Source organism: Solibacillus sp. FSL K6-1523 (assembly GCF_038005225.1).
GTDB lineage: Bacteria > Bacillota > Bacilli > Bacillales_A > Planococcaceae > Solibacillus.
This window is the reverse complement of sequence record NZ_JBBOSU010000001.1, coordinates 4,184,640-4,205,931: the sequence shown is the minus strand read 5'-3', so window position 1 is coordinate 4,205,931 and position 21,292 is coordinate 4,184,640. Positions and strand designations below refer to the sequence as shown.

General features: G+C 36.5%; 24 protein-coding genes. 17 read left to right on the top strand and 7 right to left on the bottom strand.

Features of this window, described 5'->3' with window-relative positions; all coding sequences use genetic code 11:
- Positions 1-133: 133 nt before the first annotated feature.
- The 3 genes from MHI10_RS20260 to MHI10_RS20250 all read left to right on the top strand — a co-directional run bounded on the left by MHI10_RS20260 (position 134) and on the right by MHI10_RS20250 (position 3,716).
- Complete coding sequence (locus MHI10_RS20260) at positions 134-667, top strand: RNA polymerase sigma factor (protein WP_340788716.1); 534 nt, start codon at positions 134-136, stop codon at positions 665-667.
- Complete coding sequence (locus MHI10_RS20255) at positions 654-2,309, top strand: DUF4179 domain-containing protein (protein WP_340788715.1); 1,656 nt, start codon at positions 654-656, stop codon at positions 2,307-2,309. The genes MHI10_RS20260 and MHI10_RS20255 overlap by 14 nt, the downstream gene beginning before the upstream one ends.
- Positions 2,310-2,501: 192 nt before the next feature.
- Positions 2,502-3,716, top strand: a complete 1,215-nt coding sequence (locus MHI10_RS20250; RefSeq protein ID WP_340788713.1) for a translocation protein TolB — start codon at positions 2,502-2,504, stop codon at positions 3,714-3,716.
- A gap of 57 nt (positions 3,717-3,773) precedes the next feature.
- On the opposite strand, the gene MHI10_RS20245 is transcribed toward MHI10_RS20250, so the two are convergent.
- Complete coding sequence (locus MHI10_RS20245; RefSeq protein ID WP_340788711.1) at positions 3,774-4,436, bottom strand: Crp/Fnr family transcriptional regulator; 663 nt, start codon at positions 4,434-4,436, stop codon at positions 3,774-3,776.
- Between the two features lie 79 nt (positions 4,437-4,515).
- Here MHI10_RS20245 and MHI10_RS20240 point away from each other — a divergent pair, with 79 nt between their 5' ends.
- The 3 genes from MHI10_RS20240 (at position 4,516) to MHI10_RS20230 (ending at position 6,845) form a co-directional block, all read left to right on the top strand.
- Complete coding sequence (locus tag MHI10_RS20240) at positions 4,516-5,253, top strand: HAD family hydrolase (RefSeq protein ID WP_340788710.1); 738 nt, start codon at positions 4,516-4,518, stop codon at positions 5,251-5,253.
- Complete coding sequence (locus tag MHI10_RS20235; RefSeq protein WP_340788708.1) at positions 5,250-6,215, top strand: S66 family peptidase; 966 nt, start codon at positions 5,250-5,252, stop codon at positions 6,213-6,215. Before MHI10_RS20240 ends, MHI10_RS20235 begins: the two co-directional genes overlap by 4 nt.
- A gap of 72 nt (positions 6,216-6,287) precedes the next feature.
- The gene (locus tag MHI10_RS20230) at positions 6,288-6,845 is read left to right on the top strand and encodes a cysteine hydrolase family protein (protein ID WP_340788707.1); all 558 of its coding nucleotides are present in this window, start codon (positions 6,288-6,290) and stop codon (positions 6,843-6,845) included.
- Positions 6,846-6,979: 134 nt separating this feature from the next.
- Here MHI10_RS20230 and MHI10_RS20225 read toward each other — a convergent pair whose 3' ends face one another.
- Genes MHI10_RS20225 through MHI10_RS20215 form a run of 3 tightly spaced genes read right to left on the bottom strand, consistent with a single transcriptional unit; the run spans position 6,980 to position 9,574 of the window.
- Positions 6,980-7,765, bottom strand: coding sequence for an ABC transporter permease subunit (locus tag MHI10_RS20225; protein ID WP_340788706.1), 786 nt, complete (start codon positions 7,763-7,765; stop codon positions 6,980-6,982).
- The gene (locus MHI10_RS20220; RefSeq protein WP_340788703.1) at positions 7,758-8,654 is read right to left on the bottom strand and encodes an ABC transporter ATP-binding protein; all 897 of its coding nucleotides are present in this window, start codon (positions 8,652-8,654) and stop codon (positions 7,758-7,760) included. The genes MHI10_RS20225 and MHI10_RS20220 overlap by 8 nt, the downstream gene beginning before the upstream one ends.
- On the bottom strand, positions 8,645-9,574 hold the full coding sequence (locus MHI10_RS20215) for an ABC transporter ATP-binding protein (RefSeq protein ID WP_340788702.1): 930 nt from the start codon (positions 9,572-9,574) through the stop codon (positions 8,645-8,647). Before MHI10_RS20215 ends, MHI10_RS20220 begins: the two co-directional genes overlap by 10 nt.
- 238 nt (positions 9,575-9,812) lie before the next feature.
- Between MHI10_RS20215 and MHI10_RS20210 the strand changes: the two genes are divergently transcribed.
- The 6 genes from MHI10_RS20210 to MHI10_RS20185 all read left to right on the top strand — a co-directional run bounded on the left by MHI10_RS20210 (position 9,813) and on the right by MHI10_RS20185 (position 14,510).
- On the top strand, positions 9,813-10,736 hold the full coding sequence (locus tag MHI10_RS20210) for a plastocyanin/azurin family copper-binding protein (RefSeq protein ID WP_340788699.1): 924 nt from the start codon (positions 9,813-9,815) through the stop codon (positions 10,734-10,736).
- A 500-nt stretch (positions 10,737-11,236) separates the two neighbouring features.
- Positions 11,237-11,623: a GNAT family N-acetyltransferase gene (locus MHI10_RS20205; RefSeq protein ID WP_340789304.1), complete on the top strand. Its 387-nt coding sequence runs from the start codon at positions 11,237-11,239 to the stop codon at positions 11,621-11,623.
- 139 nt (positions 11,624-11,762) lie between these two features.
- Complete coding sequence (locus MHI10_RS20200; RefSeq protein ID WP_340788697.1) at positions 11,763-12,260, top strand: maleylpyruvate isomerase N-terminal domain-containing protein; 498 nt, start codon at positions 11,763-11,765, stop codon at positions 12,258-12,260.
- A gap of 123 nt (positions 12,261-12,383) precedes the next feature.
- Positions 12,384-12,896: an RNA polymerase sigma factor gene (locus MHI10_RS20195; protein WP_340788695.1), complete on the top strand. Its 513-nt coding sequence runs from the start codon at positions 12,384-12,386 to the stop codon at positions 12,894-12,896.
- Positions 12,889-14,028, top strand: a complete 1,140-nt coding sequence (locus MHI10_RS20190; protein ID WP_340788693.1) for a hypothetical protein — start codon at positions 12,889-12,891, stop codon at positions 14,026-14,028. The genes MHI10_RS20195 and MHI10_RS20190 overlap by 8 nt, the downstream gene beginning before the upstream one ends.
- 125 nt (positions 14,029-14,153) lie before the next feature.
- Entirely contained in the window at positions 14,154-14,510 is a 357-nt protein-coding gene (locus tag MHI10_RS20185; protein ID WP_340788690.1) for a hypothetical protein, read from the top strand.
- 92 nt (positions 14,511-14,602) lie between these two features.
- On the opposite strand, the gene MHI10_RS20180 is transcribed toward MHI10_RS20185, so the two are convergent.
- Both MHI10_RS20180 and MHI10_RS20175 read right to left on the bottom strand, forming a co-directional pair.
- A complete protein-coding gene (locus tag MHI10_RS20180; protein ID WP_340788689.1) occupies positions 14,603-15,352 on the bottom strand; it encodes a DUF4230 domain-containing protein in 750 nt (249 codons plus the stop codon).
- Positions 15,353-15,708: 356 nt separating this feature from the next.
- Positions 15,709-16,548: a 5'-methylthioadenosine/adenosylhomocysteine nucleosidase gene (locus MHI10_RS20175; RefSeq protein WP_340788687.1), complete on the bottom strand. Its 840-nt coding sequence runs from the start codon at positions 16,546-16,548 to the stop codon at positions 15,709-15,711.
- A gap of 229 nt (positions 16,549-16,777) precedes the next feature.
- Between MHI10_RS20175 and MHI10_RS20170 the strand changes: the two genes are divergently transcribed.
- From MHI10_RS20170 to MHI10_RS20150, 5 genes are all read left to right on the top strand, one after another.
- Positions 16,778-17,260 (top strand): GNAT family N-acetyltransferase, encoded by a 483-nt coding sequence (locus tag MHI10_RS20170; RefSeq protein ID WP_340788685.1) that lies wholly within the window; start codon positions 16,778-16,780, stop codon positions 17,258-17,260.
- A gap of 61 nt (positions 17,261-17,321) precedes the next feature.
- On the top strand, positions 17,322-18,923 hold the full coding sequence (locus MHI10_RS20165; RefSeq protein WP_340788683.1) for an NlpC/P60 family protein: 1,602 nt from the start codon (positions 17,322-17,324) through the stop codon (positions 18,921-18,923).
- An 84-nt stretch (positions 18,924-19,007) separates the two neighbouring features.
- On the top strand, positions 19,008-19,412 hold the full coding sequence (locus MHI10_RS20160; RefSeq protein WP_340788682.1) for a DUF948 domain-containing protein: 405 nt from the start codon (positions 19,008-19,010) through the stop codon (positions 19,410-19,412).
- 388 nt (positions 19,413-19,800) lie between these two features.
- Positions 19,801-19,923, top strand: a complete 123-nt coding sequence (locus MHI10_RS20155) for a hypothetical protein (RefSeq protein ID WP_269084208.1) — start codon at positions 19,801-19,803, stop codon at positions 19,921-19,923.
- A gap of 15 nt (positions 19,924-19,938) precedes the next feature.
- Complete coding sequence (locus MHI10_RS20150) at positions 19,939-20,061, top strand: hypothetical protein (protein WP_340788678.1); 123 nt, start codon at positions 19,939-19,941, stop codon at positions 20,059-20,061.
- Between the two features lie 56 nt (positions 20,062-20,117).
- On the opposite strand, the gene MHI10_RS20145 is transcribed toward MHI10_RS20150, so the two are convergent.
- On the bottom strand, positions 20,118-21,269 hold the full coding sequence (locus tag MHI10_RS20145) for an MGDG synthase family glycosyltransferase (protein ID WP_340788675.1): 1,152 nt from the start codon (positions 21,267-21,269) through the stop codon (positions 20,118-20,120).
- Between the last annotated feature and the right edge of the window lie 23 nt (positions 21,270-21,292).

Sequence of the window (21,292 nt, the reverse complement as noted above, 5' to 3'; positions counted from 1 at the left end):
CTTATTTTGTATGTAAAAGGTTATTTAAATAACGACTTCCATCCACAGCATTTCCCTATATTAAAAAAATAGTGAACCTTTTCCAGGAGTCACTTGTTTATAATGTATAACGTGAAGAAAGGGGTGCCTCGAATTGACCGAACGAGAATTATTCGATGCATATAACAAAGACGTATACCGCACCTGCTATTACATGCTGCGGAACAAACAAGATGCAGAGGATATTTGCCATGACGTGTTTATCACGATTTTTCGTCAAGATTGGAAAGATGTTGAGCATACACGGGCATGGATTATGCGCATCGCGATGAATCATTGCTTAAATTTACTGAAAAAGAATCAAACCCAGCGTGAAAAACAGCAGCAGATTCAATGGTCCCATGAACAAACTACGGCAGTGGTTAAATCGGTAGATACGATCCTATTAGAGAAAACAGTTGCAGCAGAATGGGAGGAACTTTTAAAGCAACTTCCAGATAAGTTGATGGCCGTTGTTACCCTCCGCTATATTGGTGAATTATCGATGGTAGAAATTGCTGAAATTTTAGCGGTACCTGTAGGCACAGTGAAGTCGAGGCTTCATAAGGCATTGAAGATTTTGCGTAAAAAGCTTGAATCGAATCACAACTCATGGTTGAAGGGGGAGAATCAATTTGGAACGCTTTGAAAAGAAGATTAAAAATGAAATGAAGAACTCGGATAATTTATCTTATCCAGATTTTGATCAAATGTGGAACGATATTCAGCAGGATGAATTGAAAACGAATGGAGGCAAACCAGTTGTAATTGTTCCTCGAAAACGAAAACGATTTGCTTTAGTAGCGGGTTTAACCGTTGCATTATTGGCAACACCTGTTTATGGAGCACTAACTTATGACTGGTCCAATATACTTTCTTATAGAGAAGGGATTCAGACAGCATTAGAACAAGGGGTTGGACAAACAATCGAGCAATCCATTACAAAGAACGATGTTACGCTAACCGTGCATACGGCGTTTATAGACGATAATCGAACGTTGTTATTGTATAGCTTAAAACCTAACGCGTCATGGAGTGGAAAAGATATTAGATTTGAACAAATTGGATTGAAAGATCAAAATGGCGATTTAATCAAAGGGAATTATGTACACAAGTGGAACGATGAACTTGGTGTGTTCCAAGGGTATTTTGAAACGGACTGGATAGCGAAAGAGGAGACTACGAATGTTGAGTTTGTTATAGAGAATGTAAAGTTCATAGGCGATATAAGTCGACCAATTAACTATGATCCTAACAATTCCGATACGCAGTCTTTCAAAATTCAGCAGGATGGAATTGACAGTGTGACATTGCAAGCTTTTGAGCAACCTGAAGAAAAAACACTACTTCGAACATCCATTTTGTTTACAGATGATAAAAGGGCAACTGAAAGCTGGACCCATATTGAAGTAATGGATGACATGAATCAACCGATTGAAAAAACTGGAATTTCCGTTTCTGGAACCCCTGGAGCAAAAGGAGAATACTTAAGCCAGCAAGTATTTAATACGGACAGCTTACGTGCAAAAAATGCTAAATTTCAGTTAACTTATAATCAAACACTAGAAACTACTAATGGCATTTGGAACATAAATTTAAATTTAGAAAAAAAACAACTGAAAAATGCATCATTTAAAGAAGTATTAAACATTCCAATGGACAATGACCCGATGGAAGGAAAAATTCGCGAGATGACGGTAACACCAACTCAAGTTCGCCTCATCCTTGAAGGTAGTGGTAGCTATTACAATTTCCCTTACACAGATTATCAGCTGGATATAGGGGGAACTCTGTTAACTGGGTATATGCTAGATCTATATAAAAGGATGGGTCCTAACGAGATGGAACTACGCTTTGAAATTACTGGGATTGATGCGATGTCTTTAGCGAATCAACCGATGACGTTTATCGCCAATCACCGTATTAATGAAGCTGAAGGCGATAACAATCCGATACGTTTGACGGATATATCAGCAGAACGTCAAAGTTTAACAACCCATATTGCGGGATATCCGATTTCATGGACGTATTATATGAAGGATAATAACCTCTATGTGGAATCTTTAAGTTCAGACACAATATTCGGTGGAGTTATTCAAACCTATTACCAGGACGGAAAAGAGCGGGAGTATGGAATACCTGCTATTCAGGGGATATTTGGCAGTGAGAATAATAAAAGAATGGACGTGTATGAGAATTTCGACAAGACCGAGCTCGACATTTTCATTTCGAATTATACAACCCATGATCACGATGATGTACTACGAGTTCCGCTTAAGGTTGGAAAATAACACTGCATCGCGATACAGTTTTGAAATTTGTGATACTCACTCTATTGCTACATGAAGGAAGATCAAGGGGAGATTGCAAAAAAATGGATGTTTCCCTTTATAAAAAATTATCAAAAGCACCAACTACTACTATTTTCAATAAACGAATATATATCATTCGTCAGGAGAAGTTATAAGTAGGAGGTGTGATAAATGGCAATTCGGATTTTTTTATTACTACTATTTATGGGCTTTAGTTTTTCAATAGATGCGTCTGCTGAAACCCCACTTAAAGCTGCATTTATACGGGATCATCAGCTTTGGTTGAAAGAGGGCGATAAAGAAACGCAACTTACAAAAGGTACGTATGCTTACAATCCGCAGTGGTCAAAAGATGGTCAATTTATTGCGTACACAGCAGGTGACAAAAGTGGCGACAATACCAACTTATTTATTTATGATTCGGAGAAAAAGGAAAGCTATTTGCCATATATCTCAATTCAAACGAGCGATTATAAATGGTCACCAACATCCAATCAGCTAGCATACAATTCAGGTGGTGTTTTAAATGTTACAAAGACAAAAAATGGGCGACCACATGGTTTTGAAAATGTAGCTTTAGGTGTGAGTGATTTTGAATGGTTCCCGAACGGAAAGGAATTTATCGTTTCATCGGAATCCAATTTGCTCCCTACTGGATGGGAACCTGTTCATCTTTTTAAGGTGCCCGTAGATGCGAACCTTGATACGAATAAAATAAAACCTTTTTACACAGTTCAAACAAATACATCTGACTTATTTGCGATTGATGCAGAATATTTTAAATGGAGTCCAGATGGGAAATGGGTAAGTTTTTTATTAACTCCTACGGCATCTTGGGCGAATGATAGCAATACACTATCCGTACTTTCATCAATAGGAGAAAACTTTCAAGTGATAGGGAAAATGTTATGGAATGCAAGGTGGATCAAGTGGTCCCCAACAAAAAATCAACTAGCCTTCATATCAGGAGAAGGGAGATTTTACGTTGAAAACAAAAATGCAGCAGTTGCTGATATTCCATTAATGAATAAACCGAAAGAATATACACCAAAAGGATATGTTGACCTTGATTTAGAATGGTTTAATCAAGATGAAATAATTGTTGCGCGGGCGAAGGAAAACAAAAAGTGGAATGAAGGACCAGTTCCAACAATGTTTACAGTGCTCTATGTTATAAATATTCAAACGGGTGAGCAAAGGCAGCTAACCTTTCCGAAGAACAAACAATTAGATATCTCACCGCAAGTGGTTGGTTCGACGATTACTTGGTTTCGAACAACTGGAATGTGGAATAAAGGTGACGTTTGGGCTAAGGATAGCATAAATGGTCCAGAACATCTGTGGTTAAAAAATGTAGATTTTGCACCAACTTTTTTCTATAAATAGTAGATGGAGCAAGCCATGCTCCATCTTTTTTTAGTAATGGAAATTCCCACATAGCTGTTACTCAAATCGAACACTCTCAGATATTTCTTTGATTTTCTCCCAATGTAAAATTTGAATTTCTTCATTTGTACGTTCAATGATTGCTGCATCTGACCATTCTTTTAAAATTCGATTTAAATGGCGTTTTGTTGTGCCGATTAATGAAGCGACATCATCTAAAGTATTTGTTCTAATATAATTATTAAAATGTGAGGTCGATTCAATTGTACATAAATAGGCAGCTAAACGAACAGATGCTGGTGAAAGAGCATTCACCCTTGATGAAATTGTGCAAGTCCGAAGTTTATACGCTAATTCCTTTAATAATAATTGATTAAAATCGCTGTCATATTTTAAATATTTTTCATAAACGAAGCGGGAAATGAAGATAAAATCACATTTCTCAGCAGCTATGCAATTTGATTGAATGAAGCATCCCTCAAATAGTTCAATATCCCCCATGATAGCGGGCTTCTGACAATAGCGTAATAATAACTCTTTCCCCGTGATCTCTAAGCTAGAAACGAAATATCTCCCTTCTATTAAAAAATATAAGCCATCAAGCTCTTCCCCTGCTTTTAATATGTATTCATTTGGTAAGTAAGAACGCATCGTAATTTCGTGAATGATTTCTTCTGTAAACGTATAGTCATAAATTAAACGAAATGATTTTAAATTCATAATACCCCTCCGAGACATCGGTCCTTCACTATTATTTTATGAATATTATACTCAATTAAAAGGAAAGGGGAAATTTGGAATGAATTTCGTATTTGATATAGATGGTACGATTTGTTTTGATGGGAAAACGATTGAGCGTTCTATCATTGCGGCGTTAAATGATTTAGTTGAAGCTGGACATGAAGTTATTTTTGCTTCAGCTCGACCGATTCGTGACATGTTGCCACTGTTACCTAAGCAATTTCACCAAGGACGGATGGTAGGAGGGAATGGTGCATTTACATATAACAACGGTGACATTAAAGCGAATTATTTTAATGAGGATTTACTAGCAAAGCTCGTCTCGATTATTGAAACAAATGAATTAACGTATTTAGCAGATAGTGATTGGGATTATGCCTACACAGGGGATCAGAAACATCCGATTTATCGCAATATTAACCAAGCACAAGCAAAGAATCGACAGTTGAATGAGTTACATAAAATATGTAAAATTGTATTATTCCATCCAAGTGGTAAGTTGATAGACGAGCTATCTGCATTGCCTGTTATGGTGACAAGTTATAAAAGTGAAAATGCGATGGATATTAGTCCGCTCGGTATTAATAAAGTAAAAGGGCTTCACAATCTCAACATTCATCACTTTATTGCGTTTGGCAATGATAGCAATGATCAATGTTTATTTGAAAATGCTGCTTATAGTGTTTGTATAGGAAATCAAGATGTACAACAGTATGCAACAGAGAAGATTGATAGAGCGGATGTTGCAAAGACAATCCAAAAATTAATGACAATATGGAAGGAGAATGTAAAATGAACATACCTGCAAAGTTAAAGCAAGGTGACGAAATTCGGGTAATTGCACCGAGTCGCAGTTTGAAGATATTATCGGATGAAGGAGTTCAACTCGCGAAAAGACGACTAGAGGATCTAGGTTTTAAAGTAACATTCGGAAAGTATGTGGGGGTTCGTGATTTACAAGATTCTTCTTCAATTGAACAACGCATTGAAGATTTGCATGAAGCTTTTGCGGATAAAAACGTAAAAGGAATTTTGACAGTCATTGGCGGGTTTAATAGCAATGAGCTGCTTCCTTATATTGATTATGATTTAGTAAAGGCGAACCCCAAAATATTATGTGGATTTAGCGATATTACAGCACTTACGTCAGCCATTACTGCGAAGTGTGATTTTATTACCTATTCAGGACCGCATTTTTCAAGTTTTCAGATGACGGGTATGCAAGATTATCAAACGACTCATTTTATAAAATGTTTGATGAACGAAGAGGCTTATGAAGTACAACCCTCATCAAAATGGAGTGATGATTTATGGTTTTTAGATCAAGAAAATCGTCTGTACGAAGAAACGAAATGGAAAGTGTATTCGCAAGGCGAGGCGACAGGTCAACTTTTTGGCGGAAATTTATGTACATTGAATCTTTTGCAAGGCACGGAATATATGCCCGACTTAAATAATTGTATTTTATTTGTAGAAGATGATGAATTAATAACACCGGAATTGTTTGCAAGAGATTTAACTTCCTTATTACAAGTGACAAAAGGGTTAAAAGGATTATTAATTGGTCGATTCCAACGAGTATCAAAGGTGACTGAAGAACAGCTTCATTTTATATTAGATAAGCACCCACAACTAAAAGAGATTCCTGTCTTTTACGATCTAGATTTTGGCCATACACAACCGATTGCAATGCTGCCTATTGGTGGGACAGTTCGTATCGATTCAAATGGAATGAAGTTTGAATTGGTTGATTTTTAATGTCACTTCGGCCTAATTTGTCAGTATATTTCGAATCGTGTTAAATCGCCATTATTGAAAGGGGATAACAAATTGAATCAGTCTTTATTAATTATTGATGCACAACAAGAGCTAATTGATGGAAATGAACAGGAGAATCCTATTTATAATAAGGAACAGTTAATTAAAACTATTAATGATGTCATTGAGCAAGCCGTTAAAAATAATATAGAAATAATATTTGTTAGAGATTTAGATGTTGCTGAAGGAAATGGGAAGGGATTTGAAATACATAATGAAATCAAAATCCCTGTAGATTCAAAGTTCTTTAATAAGTCAGCGACAAATTCGTTTTATGGTACGGGTCTTTTAGAACATTTGAAGAATCAAAATATAAATCACGTAGTCATTTTAGGTTGTGAGACGCAGCATTGTATAGATAGTGCGGTTAGAACGGCAACTATTAATGGAATTGATGTGACACTAGTATCTGATGGACATTCAACTATAGGGAATAACGTGTTAGAACCAAAGCAAATTATAGATCATCACAATGTTACTTTACATGGTCATTATAACGTCGACAATTTTTCGATTGTTAGAGGTTCTAAGGAAGATTTGTTTAATCCGACACACGATACTTATAGGTAAAAGAGCATTTAAGAGAGAACTCTAATTAGGTTTTTACACTCGATATAGAAAATTAATAGGAAATTCAAACAGCGATGCGTCCACAGTTTTTTTGCAGAAGCATCGCTATTTTTATTAAACCCAAATCCCTAAAATCAAAGCGGCAGATCTTTTCGTTTAAACACTTCCAAACTCGCAATATAAAGTACAATGCCAATACCTAAAAGAATGCCAAACTTCCACCAATAGTTTTCACCTTCTAAAATAGCCGCAGTATCAAATAATGCGTTCATTGTGAAATAGCGAAGTACATCTAGACTTTCATCAACAGAACTTAACAGTTGAAATAAGAAAAAAGCGAGAGGAATACCAGCGCCAAAAGCTAGCGAGTTTTTCGATAAATTGCAAAGGCTTGAGAAAAAGAATGAAATACCACTAATCGCAAACATTAATAAAAATAATCCGATATTTAGCATTATAAAATCAGCAATTACAACGTCTACATCCGATTGGAAAACTTGAAGTGTTATAAAGCCTGCCGCTGTTTCGATACAAAACATTACAACTAAAGCAAAAATTAAGTAAGCAGCTTGCGTTACAATAATTGTAGAGCGCTTTGTTGGTGTGGACAATAAGTAAGCCATGGAACCGCGGTCAACTTGCGCAGCTATTAAACTGTTTGCGGTCATAATGATATAAATGATTGGGAAAATAACCCCATGAATTGAATAAAATGTAGAAGCGAGCATGCTCAATAATGTCGTTTGCCCAAAAAATCCAGCAAGCGGTGTACCTTCTACCATATGACCGATGTCCGTTATCATACGATCATCGAATACAGACACCATAACGACTTGTAATAAAGTTAAAACAAGCGTAAAAATAAGCCAAAGTTTTATATTCGCACGCATTGTTTGTTTGAAAATCGTACCATTAAACATGCCCATGACCTCCTGCATATAATTGATAAAAGTATTCTTGAAGCGTATGTTTTTGTTCGGTTAAGTTATTAAATGAATATGTTGATAAAACCGCTAAAAATTCGTTCAATGTATTATTTTCAAAAGAGACAGAAGCGGTTGTCAGGTTCATACGGATCGTCTGGAATTTTTCCTGCATAAAGCGTGTGCAGTCCTGTTCGTTACGAAATTCGATCATAAATTGTTGTGTATTATTTGATGTGATTGCTGAAATGGGTGTGATTGTATGAATTTTGCCGTCCTTAATCATCGCCACATTATCACAAGTTTCTTCGATTTCCTCGAACATATGGCTCGACATAAAAATCGTTTTCCCTTTTGCTTTTTCCTCTTTTATAATTTGAATAAATTCCGCACGCATTAACGGATCCAGTCCAGTTGTCGGCTCATCTAAAATTAGAATGGGTAAGTCAGCCATCAACGCGACAACTATGGCCGTTTTTTGTTTCATTCCCTTTGACATCCGTTTAATATTGGCGGATGGGTCAAGCTGAAGCCGATTCACCAATTCATCGGCATAGCTTAAATCTGTTAGCTGTAAAAGCGCGGCTTGTTGATGAATGAAATTCCAACCAGTGGAGACATCCGGAAAGGCAATCTCCCCAGGGATGTAGCCAACCGACTGCTTAATTTCCGCAGCATTTTGCCACGCATCTAAGTTATTAATTTTCACTGTGCCAGTATGAGGCTTTAGAAATCCCATCAAATGGCGGATTGTCGTTGTTTTTCCTGCCCCGTTCGTACCGATAAATCCAAAAGCTTCACCACGTTCAATAGAAAGATTTATTGCAAAAATCCCTCTATTATCACCGTAATCTTTTGTTACATTTTGTAATTTGATTATTGCCATGGTAAGTCTCCTTCCACACGTCGATCATAAAATTCCATGAAATGCTTTTCTAAACTAAATGGCACTTCGCTGAAACTACATAGAGGAAAGTTGGCTAACAGTTTAATGAGTTTGGGTAAATCACTTGGATAACAGCTAATTTGTAGTTCATTTGTTTGTTCACTTTTAAAGAGTATATGGCAAATTGAATTCGCCTCAATTTGCTGCACAAGTTGCATAAAGTTCGCGCTGTTTTCGACTGTGAGATGAAAGACTTTTTCCGTCATGTTTAGTAGTTCTTGTTTGTTAAATGAAGAAATGATATGACCTTCTTTAATAATCGAAATTTCATCACAAGTCGCATCAACTTCGGTAAAAATGTGACTGGAAAGTAAAATGGTTTTGCCCCGCTTCTTTTCATCTTTTATAAAATCGATAAAACGTTGCTGCATAATCGGGTCTAAACCACTTGTTGGTTCATCAAGTACGAGAATATCCGGATCATGCATGAATGCAGTCACAACCGCTAACTTCCTTTTCATACCGAGAGACATCCGTTTTATCTTGCCCTTAGCATCCAACTCAAAGAAATCGATTAGTTTTTTACAATGTGCATCATCTTTTACTTTTCTTAAATCCATCATCATTTGAATGAATTGCTCACCCGTTAAATGTTCGGGTAATGCGACTTCACCAGGTAAATAACCGAGTGTTTCTTGGATGGTGCTCGCATGAATCCAACTATCTAGCCCATTGACGGTTACGATGCCTTGTTGCGGTTTTGAAAAGCCCATAATGTGACGAATCGCCGTCGTTTTTCCAGCCCCATTCGGACCTAAAAATCCATATACAGTGCCTTTCTTAACGTTAAATGAAACATCAAAAATACCTCGCCCATGCCCATAATCCTTTGTGACATGCTGTAATGAAATGACGGTCATTTTCTCACTCCTTTCATGTTTCACGTTTAATATATTGAATATTTAAATTAATAGTATCACAACAATTTCAAATGAAAACTAAATGATCTCTGGTCATAAAGTTCTTGTAGAAGCTTACGGTTATTTCTCCATGATATTCATGTAGTTTGATTAATACACATACCCTTATAAGGTATATTAACTTTGACTGAAATGTGGGGAAGTAAAAATTTATATCTTATAAAAAGGTGGGGGATTATTGGGGAACTATCAATTGTTTGTATTAATTTCACTAGTTTTGTTAACAGTGATCGTTATAGCGATGGGAGTCATCTGGAGAAAAAAATATCGAACGATGCACGGAATGGTCATTTCCATGTTCTTCGGAATGAATGTTGGTTTGACTGTGGGTGTATTATTTGGTGTTACCTATCAAGGGAATTTATTTTATTCGACGATATTGTCGCTCGCTATTGGTGTACTTGCCGGCTCGATATGCGGTTTGTGTTTTGGGTTACTCGCAGTGTTCGAGGGATTAATGGCTGGTTTGATGGGTGGCATGATGGGAGCAATGGTAGGAGAGATGATTCGGACCGAGCAATCGTTTAGTTTAATCCAGCTATTTTTATTTCTTTCAGGTTGTACAATTTTTATTATGGCCATGTTGAAAAAACAAAAATATATTCAAGTGACTAAGAAAAGATGGCTAGTAAAACCGATTGTTGTATCGACTTTACTAGGTGTAAATATCATTGTGGGAAATTACTTTGCCGAAAACTTTGGAGGGTCTAATGAAGAGGGCTCGTTAAGTGGTCACCATTCTTCGCTAAATATCACATCAGAAAATAGTGCTGAAAAAAGCGAAATCATTGTTATAGAAGCTGATGAAATGAAGTACTCTACTAATGAAATTGTTGTGGAAAAAGACAGCGCGGTCCATTTAACTCTTATCAACCGAGACCAAATCGAGCATGATATTGAAATTAAGGCTCCGGTACTTCCAACTGATAACGAATCTAAACACCATCAGAGGACAGAAAACAATGCAATTCAACTTCATGCCGCGCCTAAAAGTACAGAGACATTAACATTTACGCCGACTGAGCCAGGAACGTATGAATTTATGTGCATAGTTCCTGGACATAAGGAGTTGGGTATGGTCGGTCGAATGATTGTTAGATAATTAATTTTGAAGGAAATAATATGCTGAAACTATAAAGATTTAACTTGTTTCAGAGGGAGTCAGTGGTAAGGGGGGAATCCAGACTGATATCGCAGGTATTTGAATGGATCATTTCGAGTGGTTCGAGACGTAATTGATAAAGGAATTAATCTATTTTTTAAGAAAATGAAATGATGAATATATGCGATCATTTTTTCGTAGAATTAAGTATACAAAATTGTGTGATTGCAAATTTCTAGAATACTTCAAGGAGCGGATCATTTGATATCCAGTTTAAAAGATATACAAGAGTTAGCCCTTCTCATTATTATTTTTTCCAGCGCTATGTATTGTAGGCAACTAAAACTGACGAGGTGGAAAAGAAAGCTTACTAAAGGCGAAATGACTATGTACATTCTAACTTCAATTGCACTTCCTATATATGGGGTTATTTATTTTATGTTTCTTTTTGAGACGTAATAATTATGTTAATTGCCCCTATAAAATGGTAAAGTAAGTCTATTATTGAAATTAGAAGTAAATTAATTGATTTTAATCTATCTCATATCGAACTAAAGGAAACGAATCCAATCGCTATTTTTGTTCACAATGAGGCTGGAGAAAAAGTAGCGGGAATCTCAGGGGAAACGCACGGAAACTGGTTAGAAATTTCATTTTTATGGGTCGATGAAACATTAAGAGGGCAGAATATTGGTACTAAATTGATGGAAGCTGCTGAATTAGAAGCGATGCAAAGAGGTTGTAAAAAGTCTTTTCTCGATACATTTAGTTTCCAAGCAAAGGATTTCTACATAAAGCTAGGCTATGAAGAAGTTTTTGCGCTTGATGAATACCCACTTCCAAGTAAGCGCCATTATTTTGTGAAAAAATTAAAGTGTAACGACTAAAATTATTATGACGTGGACTTCAACGGGAGGGATCGTCTTTTTTATCTATATAAAGGGAAGTTAATTTCTATGCAGATAAGCTAGGTCAAGTTTGGAATTAATTTTGCATACCTATAAAGTTAGGCGGGTGTTGAAAAACATGCTTTTAGCAAAGGAATTAGTAATAGTGCATATAGAAAATTCTATTGATTGGATAGAAAGTTTAATTGAATTAAATGAAAAGGATTGGAGAAAAACTGTTGGGCTGAGTAAATGGTCGGTTGCAGAAGTAGTTGGGCATTTTAAAGCATGGGATGAATTTGTTATCAATCAACGCGTACCTTATTTATTTCAACAAGCAGATTTGCCAAAAGCACCGGATACGAATAGTTTAAACAATGAATCGGCTAAAAATGCTAGGGAAAATACAAAGGCATTCATCATTGAGGAATTTGTTAATGCTCGGAAAAGGCTAATAAAAACGTTGTCTGAGTTGAAGGATGAGTTTTGGGAAGCTGAATTTATGCTAGGCTCGTCCAAATTAATGTTACCGAGTTATTTCCACGGATTAAAGGAACATGATTTACAGCACTTTTTACAAATTGCAGAAGTTGTAGATGCCGAATGGTTGAAAAATAAGTTAAATAAAATGATTTAGAGAAGTGGCATGAAAATAAAATAACGATTTGATGGACGGGATGAATAATTAATTTCATTTCGTTCTTTTTTTTCGTCCTTTTTAGATGTAGCATCGTTTATGTATGGAGAGGAGGTCGTAGGTTTGAATCGGTCAGAATTAGTTGAAAAAGCGATGCACGAACATACAGAATTATTGTTCCGCATTGCCTATTACTACGTGAAAGATAAATATTTAGCTGAAGACCTTGTGCAAGATGTGTTTTTGAAATTATATTGTTCAGATTATATAGAGCAAGGTGAGCTGAGGGCTTATTTATCAAGGCTAACGGCCAATGCGTGTAAAGATTATTTGAAAAGCTGGGCATATCGGAAAGTGAAGCTCACGATGAAATTAATGCCTAAGGAAAAAATGATACATAAAGATGCACTTGTCGAAAAAGATGAACTGAACGTACTGGATGCAGCGATATTAGCATTGCCACTCAAGCAGCGTGAAGCGATTGTTTATTACTATTTAGAAGGTTTATCTATCAAGGAAATTGCTGAGCTATTAAATCGACCAGAAAGTACGGTGAAATCAAGGCTGAAAAGTGCTAAAGAACATTTAAAACGAAAGCTGGGAAAAGAACAATGGGAGGTGCTGTTACATGACTAATTACCGACTGACCCCTTTAAAAAATACTGAAGAAAATAGGCAGCGAATCATCGAGAAAACGAGGGGGAATATGCAAAAGCCGCCGATAAAAAAGCCGAGTAAAACGTGGGTGCCAGTTGTCATAACGACTATAGCTCTTTTTATGGCTGTATTTTTAGCTGTTCCATATGTGCAACAAGCTTTCTTTGATGAGCAAAATTTTACGATTGAAAAGGTTGTTATTCCAAATGTGCAGTATACATCCCTTGTAGATTCAACTTATCTTGATGAAACGAATGAATTCATTTACAACACAGAGAATGGTTTTTTTGCGTTTGATGTAGAGACGCAAGGAGAGACGTTACTAGTAGATACTTCTGAAATTGCGCGTGTTTTTGATTATGCCGTATCAAAAGATTGGCTTGTTTGGGCTCAGCCTGTAAATAATGAGCGCAAAATCCATGTGTTAAATCGTGAGACGCATGAAGTGAACATAATGGAAACGCCGTATTTTTATGGCATTCAATTGCAGGGAGATACTGTTGTTTACACAGGATTCCAAGATAATAAGCCGTACACGTTTACATTAAATTTAAATGACGGGACATCTCAAATTTTACGTGAAATTGAAGGGGAAGGTAGTAGTAGCTGGCTAGCTTTTGAAGGGAATCAAGTTGTATTTTCAGAAGTCTTTAAGATGGAGGACGGAAAAAATACAGTTGTGACAGTGCATGATTTGGAAATGAAGAAAAAATTAGAAAGCTATGTATTTCCATATGATATTGCAGAAAATATTTTGTTAAAGGGCGATAAAATTTATAGTTATTTGTGGAATGAAAATGATGATGAGCCAGCTGCTATTGGCTTTATTGATAGGACAACAGGTGATTTTAATGTCATTGAAAAATCTGTCGGAATACATGATTATGCAACGGATGGTGAACATTTTGCTGTCGCCGTTGAAAAAGGTGAAAGCAATACTGTGCAGCTTTTTGCATTACAGGAGGGCGAATTGAAACTTCTATCCAAACTACCATCTATTAGAGAAAGGCTAGTACTACCTCGATTTACAGAGCAAGGTACGCTCGTTGTAAATGGGGAAGGTATGGATAAAGCGATGTATTTAATTCGGTTTAATAAGGAAAGTAAATAGCGTTCAATTTAAGGTTTTCTCTCTTTTCCATCAGTGGTTATTCTCAATCAGCGGCTTAAATTAGAAATTTTACACTATAATCCGTATACTTTACGTAACGACCTTTTGGAAATGGAGTTTAGTAGATGAAAACATTTAGCTTTAAGTTATTTGGCGGTTATAACATAGACATCGATCAAAAAGAGATGAAGATTGACTATTTAGGTGAGAAATGGTGGATACTTACGAAAGCAAAGCCGCGCATGAAAGTTATTCCGCTTGGAGAAATTAAACGCGTCGATTATAAAGAGGCGGGCATGAAATTTGGTTATGTACGTCTAATAACGAATGAAAATGAAGAGTATCCAAGCAGCACCTATGTAGCCCAGCATGATGAAAATGCATTTATGGTTGAAAAGGATGAACTGTCCAACTTAAATGAAGTGTTGGATTTACTGAAGAAACATAATAAAAAAATCGAGTTTTCCTATCAAAAAGCTTAGCCCAGTGCTAGGCTTTTATTTTTCCTTAATTAAAGTTTATAAAATAAAAAACCACCTAAAACATTGTTATATCAATGTTCTAGATGGTCAGCTTATTCAAACGTTACCTTCACCGTATACCCAAGATTGCTAAAGAAACCTTCAAGCACTTTCTCTGCGCTTTTTTCTGCTGATTGTAATAAACCGATTTCAATGGCTTCCTCTTTAATTTCCTCTTGTGCTACTGCCACTAAGTTAAATCCTTCATCCCATTTCACTTTCCCGCGGAAGAGTCCTTCATCTGAGAAAGTCTGGACACGATCCATCTGAATTGCAGGATCTTGTATAAGCGTTGCCCGTGGTAGGCTAATTTCTAACTTCTTTTTATCCTCATTCACCTTTATATCGCTTGAAGTAACCCCTTTAAGATCCACGCCAGCAATGACTGTGGCAGGAACGACCAATAAAACCTCTCTCTTTGTACCTGGGAAATTAACCGGAATATCATTTCCGAAAAGCTTATTGTCCTCTTCCTTAATAATTACTTTGACATGTGCTTCAGCTGTAGCAAGCGTTGCTAAATCTTGAATGTGTTCGATAAATGTTGTACTTTCCTTTTTATATGTACTCCCAGAAAATAACCACCAAATCCCACCAGATGTAATAGCTAAAAGAAGCAATGCAATTAATAAAATCTTTACGCCCCAAAATTTGAAAATGAGTTTAAATAATGCACCTGAGATATTAGGGTTGGCCCTTCTCTGTCCCATAACAACACTAGTAGCAGCACTTTCTTCTTCACCTTTTTTTAGTTCCTGCAGCACATGCTCAAGCTGTGTTAATGCTTCATCATTTTTCTTCATAGTATTTCCCCTCACTTTTCCCCTTCGAATTAAGGTTATTTTCCAATACTTAATTCTATTATCTTATTTTCTATGAATAGTGTAAATCAATTACGCCTTGGCGTAATTGCGTCCAGATTTTTTCGAGCTCGGGGCCACAGGACGTGGGTCAGTCAGCCGTTGTCACACGATGTGACGTCCTTAGGCTGACTTCCGTTTCCCTTAAAAATCTGTGACATCCGCCGGGGCGTAACTTGATTTAGCTGGGGTTTGACCCCCCCGCTGAATCAAGTTACAGTAGTTTACTATAGGCACATATAAAAAAGGAACCTCCTCTGCTTATTCGCATAAAAGAGATTCCCTTCATTATTAGTCGATTACAAATTCGTATTAAAATCTTTGATCATTTGTTCCATCATTTGGCTCGCATTTTTAGCTGCCACTTCGACGAAATCAACATAGGTAACATTCGATTCACCGTTCGCATCATCTGAAATGGCACGAATAATGACAAATGGGATGTTATTTAATTGCGCAACATGTGCAATAGCAGCACCTTCCATTTCTACTGCATATGGAGCGAATGTTTGTGCAATTTTATCACGTTGTTCATTACTTGCAATAAATTGGTCACCACTAGCGATTCGGCCTTTGAAAACATGAATATCCTCAGACAAAGTTTTTGCAGATTGTTCTGCTAGTTGAATTAACTTCTCATCGGCTGTAAATATACTTGTTTCCATTCGAGAAATAACACCAGGTTCTTCTCCAAGTGCAGTAATGTCTACGTCATGCTGAACTGCATCCGTAGAAATTACGATGTCTCCTACTTTCACATCTGGGTTTAATCCGCCGGCAACACCTGAATTAATTAAGTAATCTACACCGAAATGATCGGCTAAAATTTGTGCACATGCTGCTGCATTAACTTTTCCGATACCCGATTGCACGAGTACGATATTTTCTCCATCAAGTGTCCCTTGATAAAATTCCATTCCTGCAATCTCTTTCGTATTTTCAATTTCCATTTTTTCGCGAAGAATTTCGACCTCTTCACTCATTGCCCCAATAATACCGATTACGTTTTCATTCGTTTGTTTATTATCGCCTGTAGTTGTATCTTTTTCGTTATTCTGCGCGTTGTCTGAACAACCGACCATCATTAAAACTAACATTAATAGAGTGACAACATATTTAACATATGATTTCTTTTTCATTAAACTTTATTCCTCCTAAAATAACCTAAACACGAACGATTTGATTTGATATAGTTGTTAATGTTCGACTTAACTTCGATAGTATATAACAGCAATCGAATAGTTGCAATAGATTATTATTATAAAAACACTTAAATCTATTAATTTTTTATTGCAAACATTCTCTACTTTGCTAGGACGTATTATTACTTATAATATTGTAGATAAACATAAATAAGGAGCTAAAACTATGAAAATAAAACAAATTACACAAAATAAAAAGCAGTTTCTAGAATTATTGCTATTAGCAGATGAGCAAGAAAGTATGATTGATCGTTATTTAGAGAGAGGGGAGATGTATGTTTTAGAAGAGGATGGTGTAAAAGCTGTATGTGTTGTAACAGATGAAGGGGACGGTCTTTTTGAAATTAAAAATCTTGCTACTGACCCTTTGCATCAAAGAAAAGGCTATGGCAGAAAAATGATTCAAGAGATGTTCTCTCATTATCAACATAAAGGGCATACAATGCTTGTTGGAACAGGGGACAGCCCTTTGACAATTCCATTTTATGAATCATGTGGCTTTGTCATTTCTCATCAAATCGAAAACTTCTTCCTTGAAAATTATGATCAACCTATTTTTGAAAATGGTAAACAATTAATGCATATGGTGATATTGAAAAAATACTTAAAATACCCCCCCTTATTCCCAATAATTTGTATAATGGTATAGGAATATTAGTATATTCAAACGATTAAAAGCATCTAGAAAATTGCTTAGTGGGGGAGAAAAAATGATTCGTAAGTTGTTAGTTCCAATCTTTGCATTATGTTTATTTTTTACAGGGGCTATGGCTACTGTGCAAGCGCAACTATTTACAGATGTTCCAGATAGTTCGCAACAAAAGGCTGAGTTAGATTTTTTAATTTCATACGGTATTATTGATGCGGAGCCGACGGGGGCTTTTCGCATAAAAGATACGATTACACGCTATGAGGCGGCAGAAATGCTTGTACGAGCATTGCAATTAGATACCGAATTAAGTCCGATTCCTACCTATTCAGATGTTGCGGCAGATGATCCGCGAATGCCGATTATTGCAGCAATAACAGAGTATGGGGCTATGACAGGGAATAACGGTCAGTTTAATCCAGATCAAAATTTAACGCGTGCACAGACTGCGGCAATTTTAGTTCAAGCGTTTCCCTTAACAGGAGCGGTTGAGGATAGTAGTTTCCCAGATGTGCCAGCCACACATTGGGCAGCAGCTTCAATTAATATTTTAATTGCCAATCAAATCACGATCGGCTTTGAAGATGGGAAGTTCCATCCAGAGGCATCGTTAACACGTGGGAGCTTTGCGGTATTTATGGCGCGCGTTTTAGATCCATCATTCCGACTTGAAAAACCTGTAGTTCAGGACCCACAACAACCACAAGAGCCTATCGTAACTGAAAAGCCACAAGAGCAATTAAGTTGTGCGCGTGAAACAGATACAACTACATATAAAGTGGATGTAGCAGTAACGAATTTATGGAAACACCGCAATAAATCTCGCGCAGTAGACACGCCATCGACTACAAATCCGGTTGAAATGCAGAAATGGATTTCTTCGATGTCATTAGCGCAAAAAAAATGGCTAGTTGATCGTACAGATACGCAAGCATTGTACGGAGATGAAGTAACAGTACTAGAAACGCAAGGCAACTGGATGCGTGTTGCAGCGAATGACCAGTATGTCCCTTATCAAAAAGAAGGCTATCCAGGTTGGGTTTCGAAATCACATCTCGCTTCAACAAAGATGAACTATGATGATTGTGCGATTGCCATTGTGACTGCTAAAAAAGCGCCATTATATAATTCAGATGCCACGAAGCATTTAGAGATTAGTTATGCAACAATTTTACCTGTTATAAAAGAAGATAAAGATTACTATTTCGTACAAACACCGAGTAAAGGGATCAAACTATTAAAGAAAACTGATGCGAAATCATTCCAAAATTATAGTGATGTGCCAAAGCCGTCAGTAGAGACAATTATTAAGGAAGCAAAACGCTTTATGGACTTACCGTATTTATGGGCAGGTACATCTTCATGGGGGTATGATTGTTCGGGAATTTTATATGCAGTTATGCGTACGCACGGCATAATGATACCTCGTGATTCATTTTACCAGGCAACAAAAGGAACACCAGTGGCGAAAAAAGATTTGAAGCCAGGTGACTTTGTATTCTTCGCATATAATGGAGGTAAAGGTAAGGTGTATCATGTGGGGATGTATTTAGGCAACGGTCAAATGTTGCACGCACCGCATTATGCATCTAAAGTAAAAATTGAATCAATGAACCAAGGCGCTTACCAACGTAATTATTCAGGCGCGCGTCGCTATTTATAAATGGTTTGTATGTGAATAAATTAGCAAGTTGCAGGGTAAATGTAATAAGATAAAGGAAAATACAAACTGTATGGAGGCGTTTTGATGAATATATGGTTACTAGCGGCAGTCATTATTCTAATTTTAGCAGTCGTTATATTTGTAGGATGCATCGCTGTTGTTATTTTTCCATTAAAAAATGTAATTACCGTTATTTTAGCGCATATGCAAGGTATTCAAAAGCAACTAGAAGGAATTCAAACGCAAACAACGGCACTGACTGCAACGGTGGATAAAATGAAAACGGATCTAGATTATAAAAAGCAATCGTTTCAAACCGTTGTCCAATCAGTAAAAGATGTAGGCACGGCATTGAATGTGTTAAATGATTCTTCGCAAAAGGCAACGACAGCTATTGTGAAGCAATTTCAAAATGATGAAGAAAAGCAAGCGCAAGTAGAAAGATGGACGAATACAGCCGTAAGCTTTTTAAATCGTAAGGCGAACTAAAGATTAGAATACGAATCACCACATCAAGTGTAAAAATTTGATGTGGTTTTTTGTTTTTAATTTGTAATTTAAGTTGGACAGGACATAAAATCCCACTGTACTAAATCACTAAAATACAGCGTATTCTGTACTACAACAAGACTTGCTCGTTCGGGAACTATTTTACTAAAAATGCGCTTTATACCTTGATAACACTGATGTCACAAAGTGTTCAAAGAAAGCGCCATAATTATGAATACATTGTGAAAAGCTGAACAAAGGGCTTTCATTTTATTAAAATCGGAGTAGAATAGGAATCAGGAAGTATGTTATACAACAACTTTCAAAAGGTATTGGAAATGAATGATTGTTATAGTACACAAAATACATTTTAAAGGAGAAATGAATGATGTGGGTAGTAACAGTATTTAATAATCAAAACGATATTCGTATGTTCGAATACACAAGCAAAAATGAGGCAGCACAAGAATTAGCGAAATATACAAACGCAGTATTATCATATACAAACTAAAAGGAGAGAATACACATGTGGGTAGTAACAGTATTTAATAATCAAAATGATATTCGTATGTTCGAATACACAAACAAAAACGAGGCGGCTCAAACGTTAGAGAAATATAAAAATGCCGTATTATCTTTTACAAACTAATGATGAGAAAGACCTGAGTTCGGAAACATTCGAATTCAGGTCTTTTTTTACATTCATTATGAAAGCAAAGCTAGACGATTGAAAGGCTCGTATGGATAAGGTTGTTTTGCATGTGGTAAATGCCCAAGTATTTTGTGAATCAATTCCCCCACTTGCAAATCCAAATCTTGCTCATACATTTGAATAGCCCGCTTGAATTTATCCATTTCCATTTCGTTTTTCAAAGTGCTATATACCTCCAATAAAGAATGAGCACAGTCGGTAGTTTGAAAAACGAGCTGTGCAGGAAGTAAGTAATCCATATTAATCTGTTCCTGACCAGGTAATACAGACTCGATGAAAATCGGGATTTTTTTCGAAAGCGCTTCTGCTACTGTAACACCACCTGGCTTTGAAATAATGGCATCCACCTGATCATAAAGAGCATTCATCTGTGCGCGGCTCGCAATATAAGGGAGCGGTGTTACGTTAGGTAGCGAAAGATTTTGAAGTTCCTGTAATAATCTTTTGTTGTTGCCGCATAGTACAGAAAAGTGAATATTGCTTAGCCCGAGACATTGATTGACGAGTGATTTAATATTGCCTAACCCACAATTCCCACCGGCAATTAAAATATGCGGGGGATGTTTTAATTGCCGGTTAGTAACAGGCTGAATTTCTGGGTGAATGGGAATGCCTGAAATAACGATTTTTTCTTCCGCCACAAAAAATTGCTCCATTAAATGTGTGGCTACAAATTTTGAAGGTGCTAAATGTAAATCCACACCATCTTTTGCCCAAACACCACTAGTAAAGAAATCTGTATAGGCATTAATAATTGGAACTTGAATTTTTCCAGCCTGCTTAAGACGACTAGCAGCATGTGATGGAAAGCTATGTGTACAAATGATTGCCTCTGGTTGTTTCTCCAAAATAATTTGCTCTAGTGCCTGCTCCATCATATATTCAAATGGCTGAAATAACCGAACTTGATAGTCCTTCGCATTAAAATTTTCTTTATAAAAACGACTGTAGGATTTAGGATATTGCTGAATCCATGTTAAATAACATTTAGAAACAACGCGTTCTAACCTTGGCCATGTGTGATGGAAAATATCAACTTTTTCTACGCTAACTTGAGGGTCTTGCTGACGAATATGCGCTTCTAATGCGTCTGCCACCAGGTGATGCCCAGATTTCATTTGCATAAAGGGTAAGATTAGAATCATTTCTTTCACGTCCTTTTATGAAG

Excerpts from the sequence above, each read along its gene's own strand:
- MHI10_RS20245 (WP_340788711.1), bottom strand. The coding sequence starts at position 4,436 with ATGAATTTAAAATCATTTCGTTTAATTTATGACTATACGTTTACAGAA.
- MHI10_RS20165 (WP_340788683.1), top strand. The coding sequence starts at position 17,322 with ATGATTCGTAAGTTGTTAGTTCCAATCTTTGCATTATGTTTATTTTTT.
- MHI10_RS20175 (WP_340788687.1), bottom strand. The coding sequence starts at position 16,548 with ATGAAAAAGAAATCATATGTTAAATATGTTGTCACTCTATTAATGTTA.
- MHI10_RS20170 (WP_340788685.1), top strand. The coding sequence starts at position 16,778 with ATGAAAATAAAACAAATTACACAAAATAAAAAGCAGTTTCTAGAATTA.
- MHI10_RS20200 (WP_340788697.1), top strand. The coding sequence starts at position 11,763 with ATGCTTTTAGCAAAGGAATTAGTAATAGTGCATATAGAAAATTCTATT.
- MHI10_RS20190 (WP_340788693.1), top strand. The coding sequence starts at position 12,889 with ATGACTAATTACCGACTGACCCCTTTAAAAAATACTGAAGAAAATAGG.
- MHI10_RS20185 (WP_340788690.1), top strand. The coding sequence starts at position 14,154 with ATGAAAACATTTAGCTTTAAGTTATTTGGCGGTTATAACATAGACATC.
- MHI10_RS20160 (WP_340788682.1), top strand. The coding sequence starts at position 19,008 with ATGAATATATGGTTACTAGCGGCAGTCATTATTCTAATTTTAGCAGTC.
- MHI10_RS20215 (WP_340788702.1), bottom strand. The coding sequence starts at position 9,574 with ATGACCGTCATTTCATTACAGCATGTCACAAAGGATTATGGGCATGGG.
- MHI10_RS20180 (WP_340788689.1), bottom strand. The coding sequence starts at position 15,352 with ATGAAGAAAAATGATGAAGCATTAACACAGCTTGAGCATGTGCTGCAG.
- MHI10_RS20220 (WP_340788703.1), bottom strand. The coding sequence starts at position 8,654 with ATGGCAATAATCAAATTACAAAATGTAACAAAAGATTACGGTGATAAT.
- MHI10_RS20145 (WP_340788675.1), bottom strand. The coding sequence starts at position 21,269 with ATGATTCTAATCTTACCCTTTATGCAAATGAAATCTGGGCATCACCTG.
- MHI10_RS20250 (WP_340788713.1), top strand. The coding sequence starts at position 2,502 with ATGGCAATTCGGATTTTTTTATTACTACTATTTATGGGCTTTAGTTTT.
- MHI10_RS20155 (WP_269084208.1), top strand. The coding sequence starts at position 19,801 with ATGTGGGTAGTAACAGTATTTAATAATCAAAACGATATTCGTATGTTC.
- MHI10_RS20240 (WP_340788710.1), top strand. The coding sequence starts at position 4,516 with ATGAATTTCGTATTTGATATAGATGGTACGATTTGTTTTGATGGGAAA.
- MHI10_RS20235 (WP_340788708.1), top strand. The coding sequence starts at position 5,250 with ATGAACATACCTGCAAAGTTAAAGCAAGGTGACGAAATTCGGGTAATT.
- MHI10_RS20150 (WP_340788678.1), top strand. The coding sequence starts at position 19,939 with ATGTGGGTAGTAACAGTATTTAATAATCAAAATGATATTCGTATGTTC.
- MHI10_RS20225 (WP_340788706.1), bottom strand. The coding sequence starts at position 7,765 with ATGTTTAATGGTACGATTTTCAAACAAACAATGCGTGCGAATATAAAA.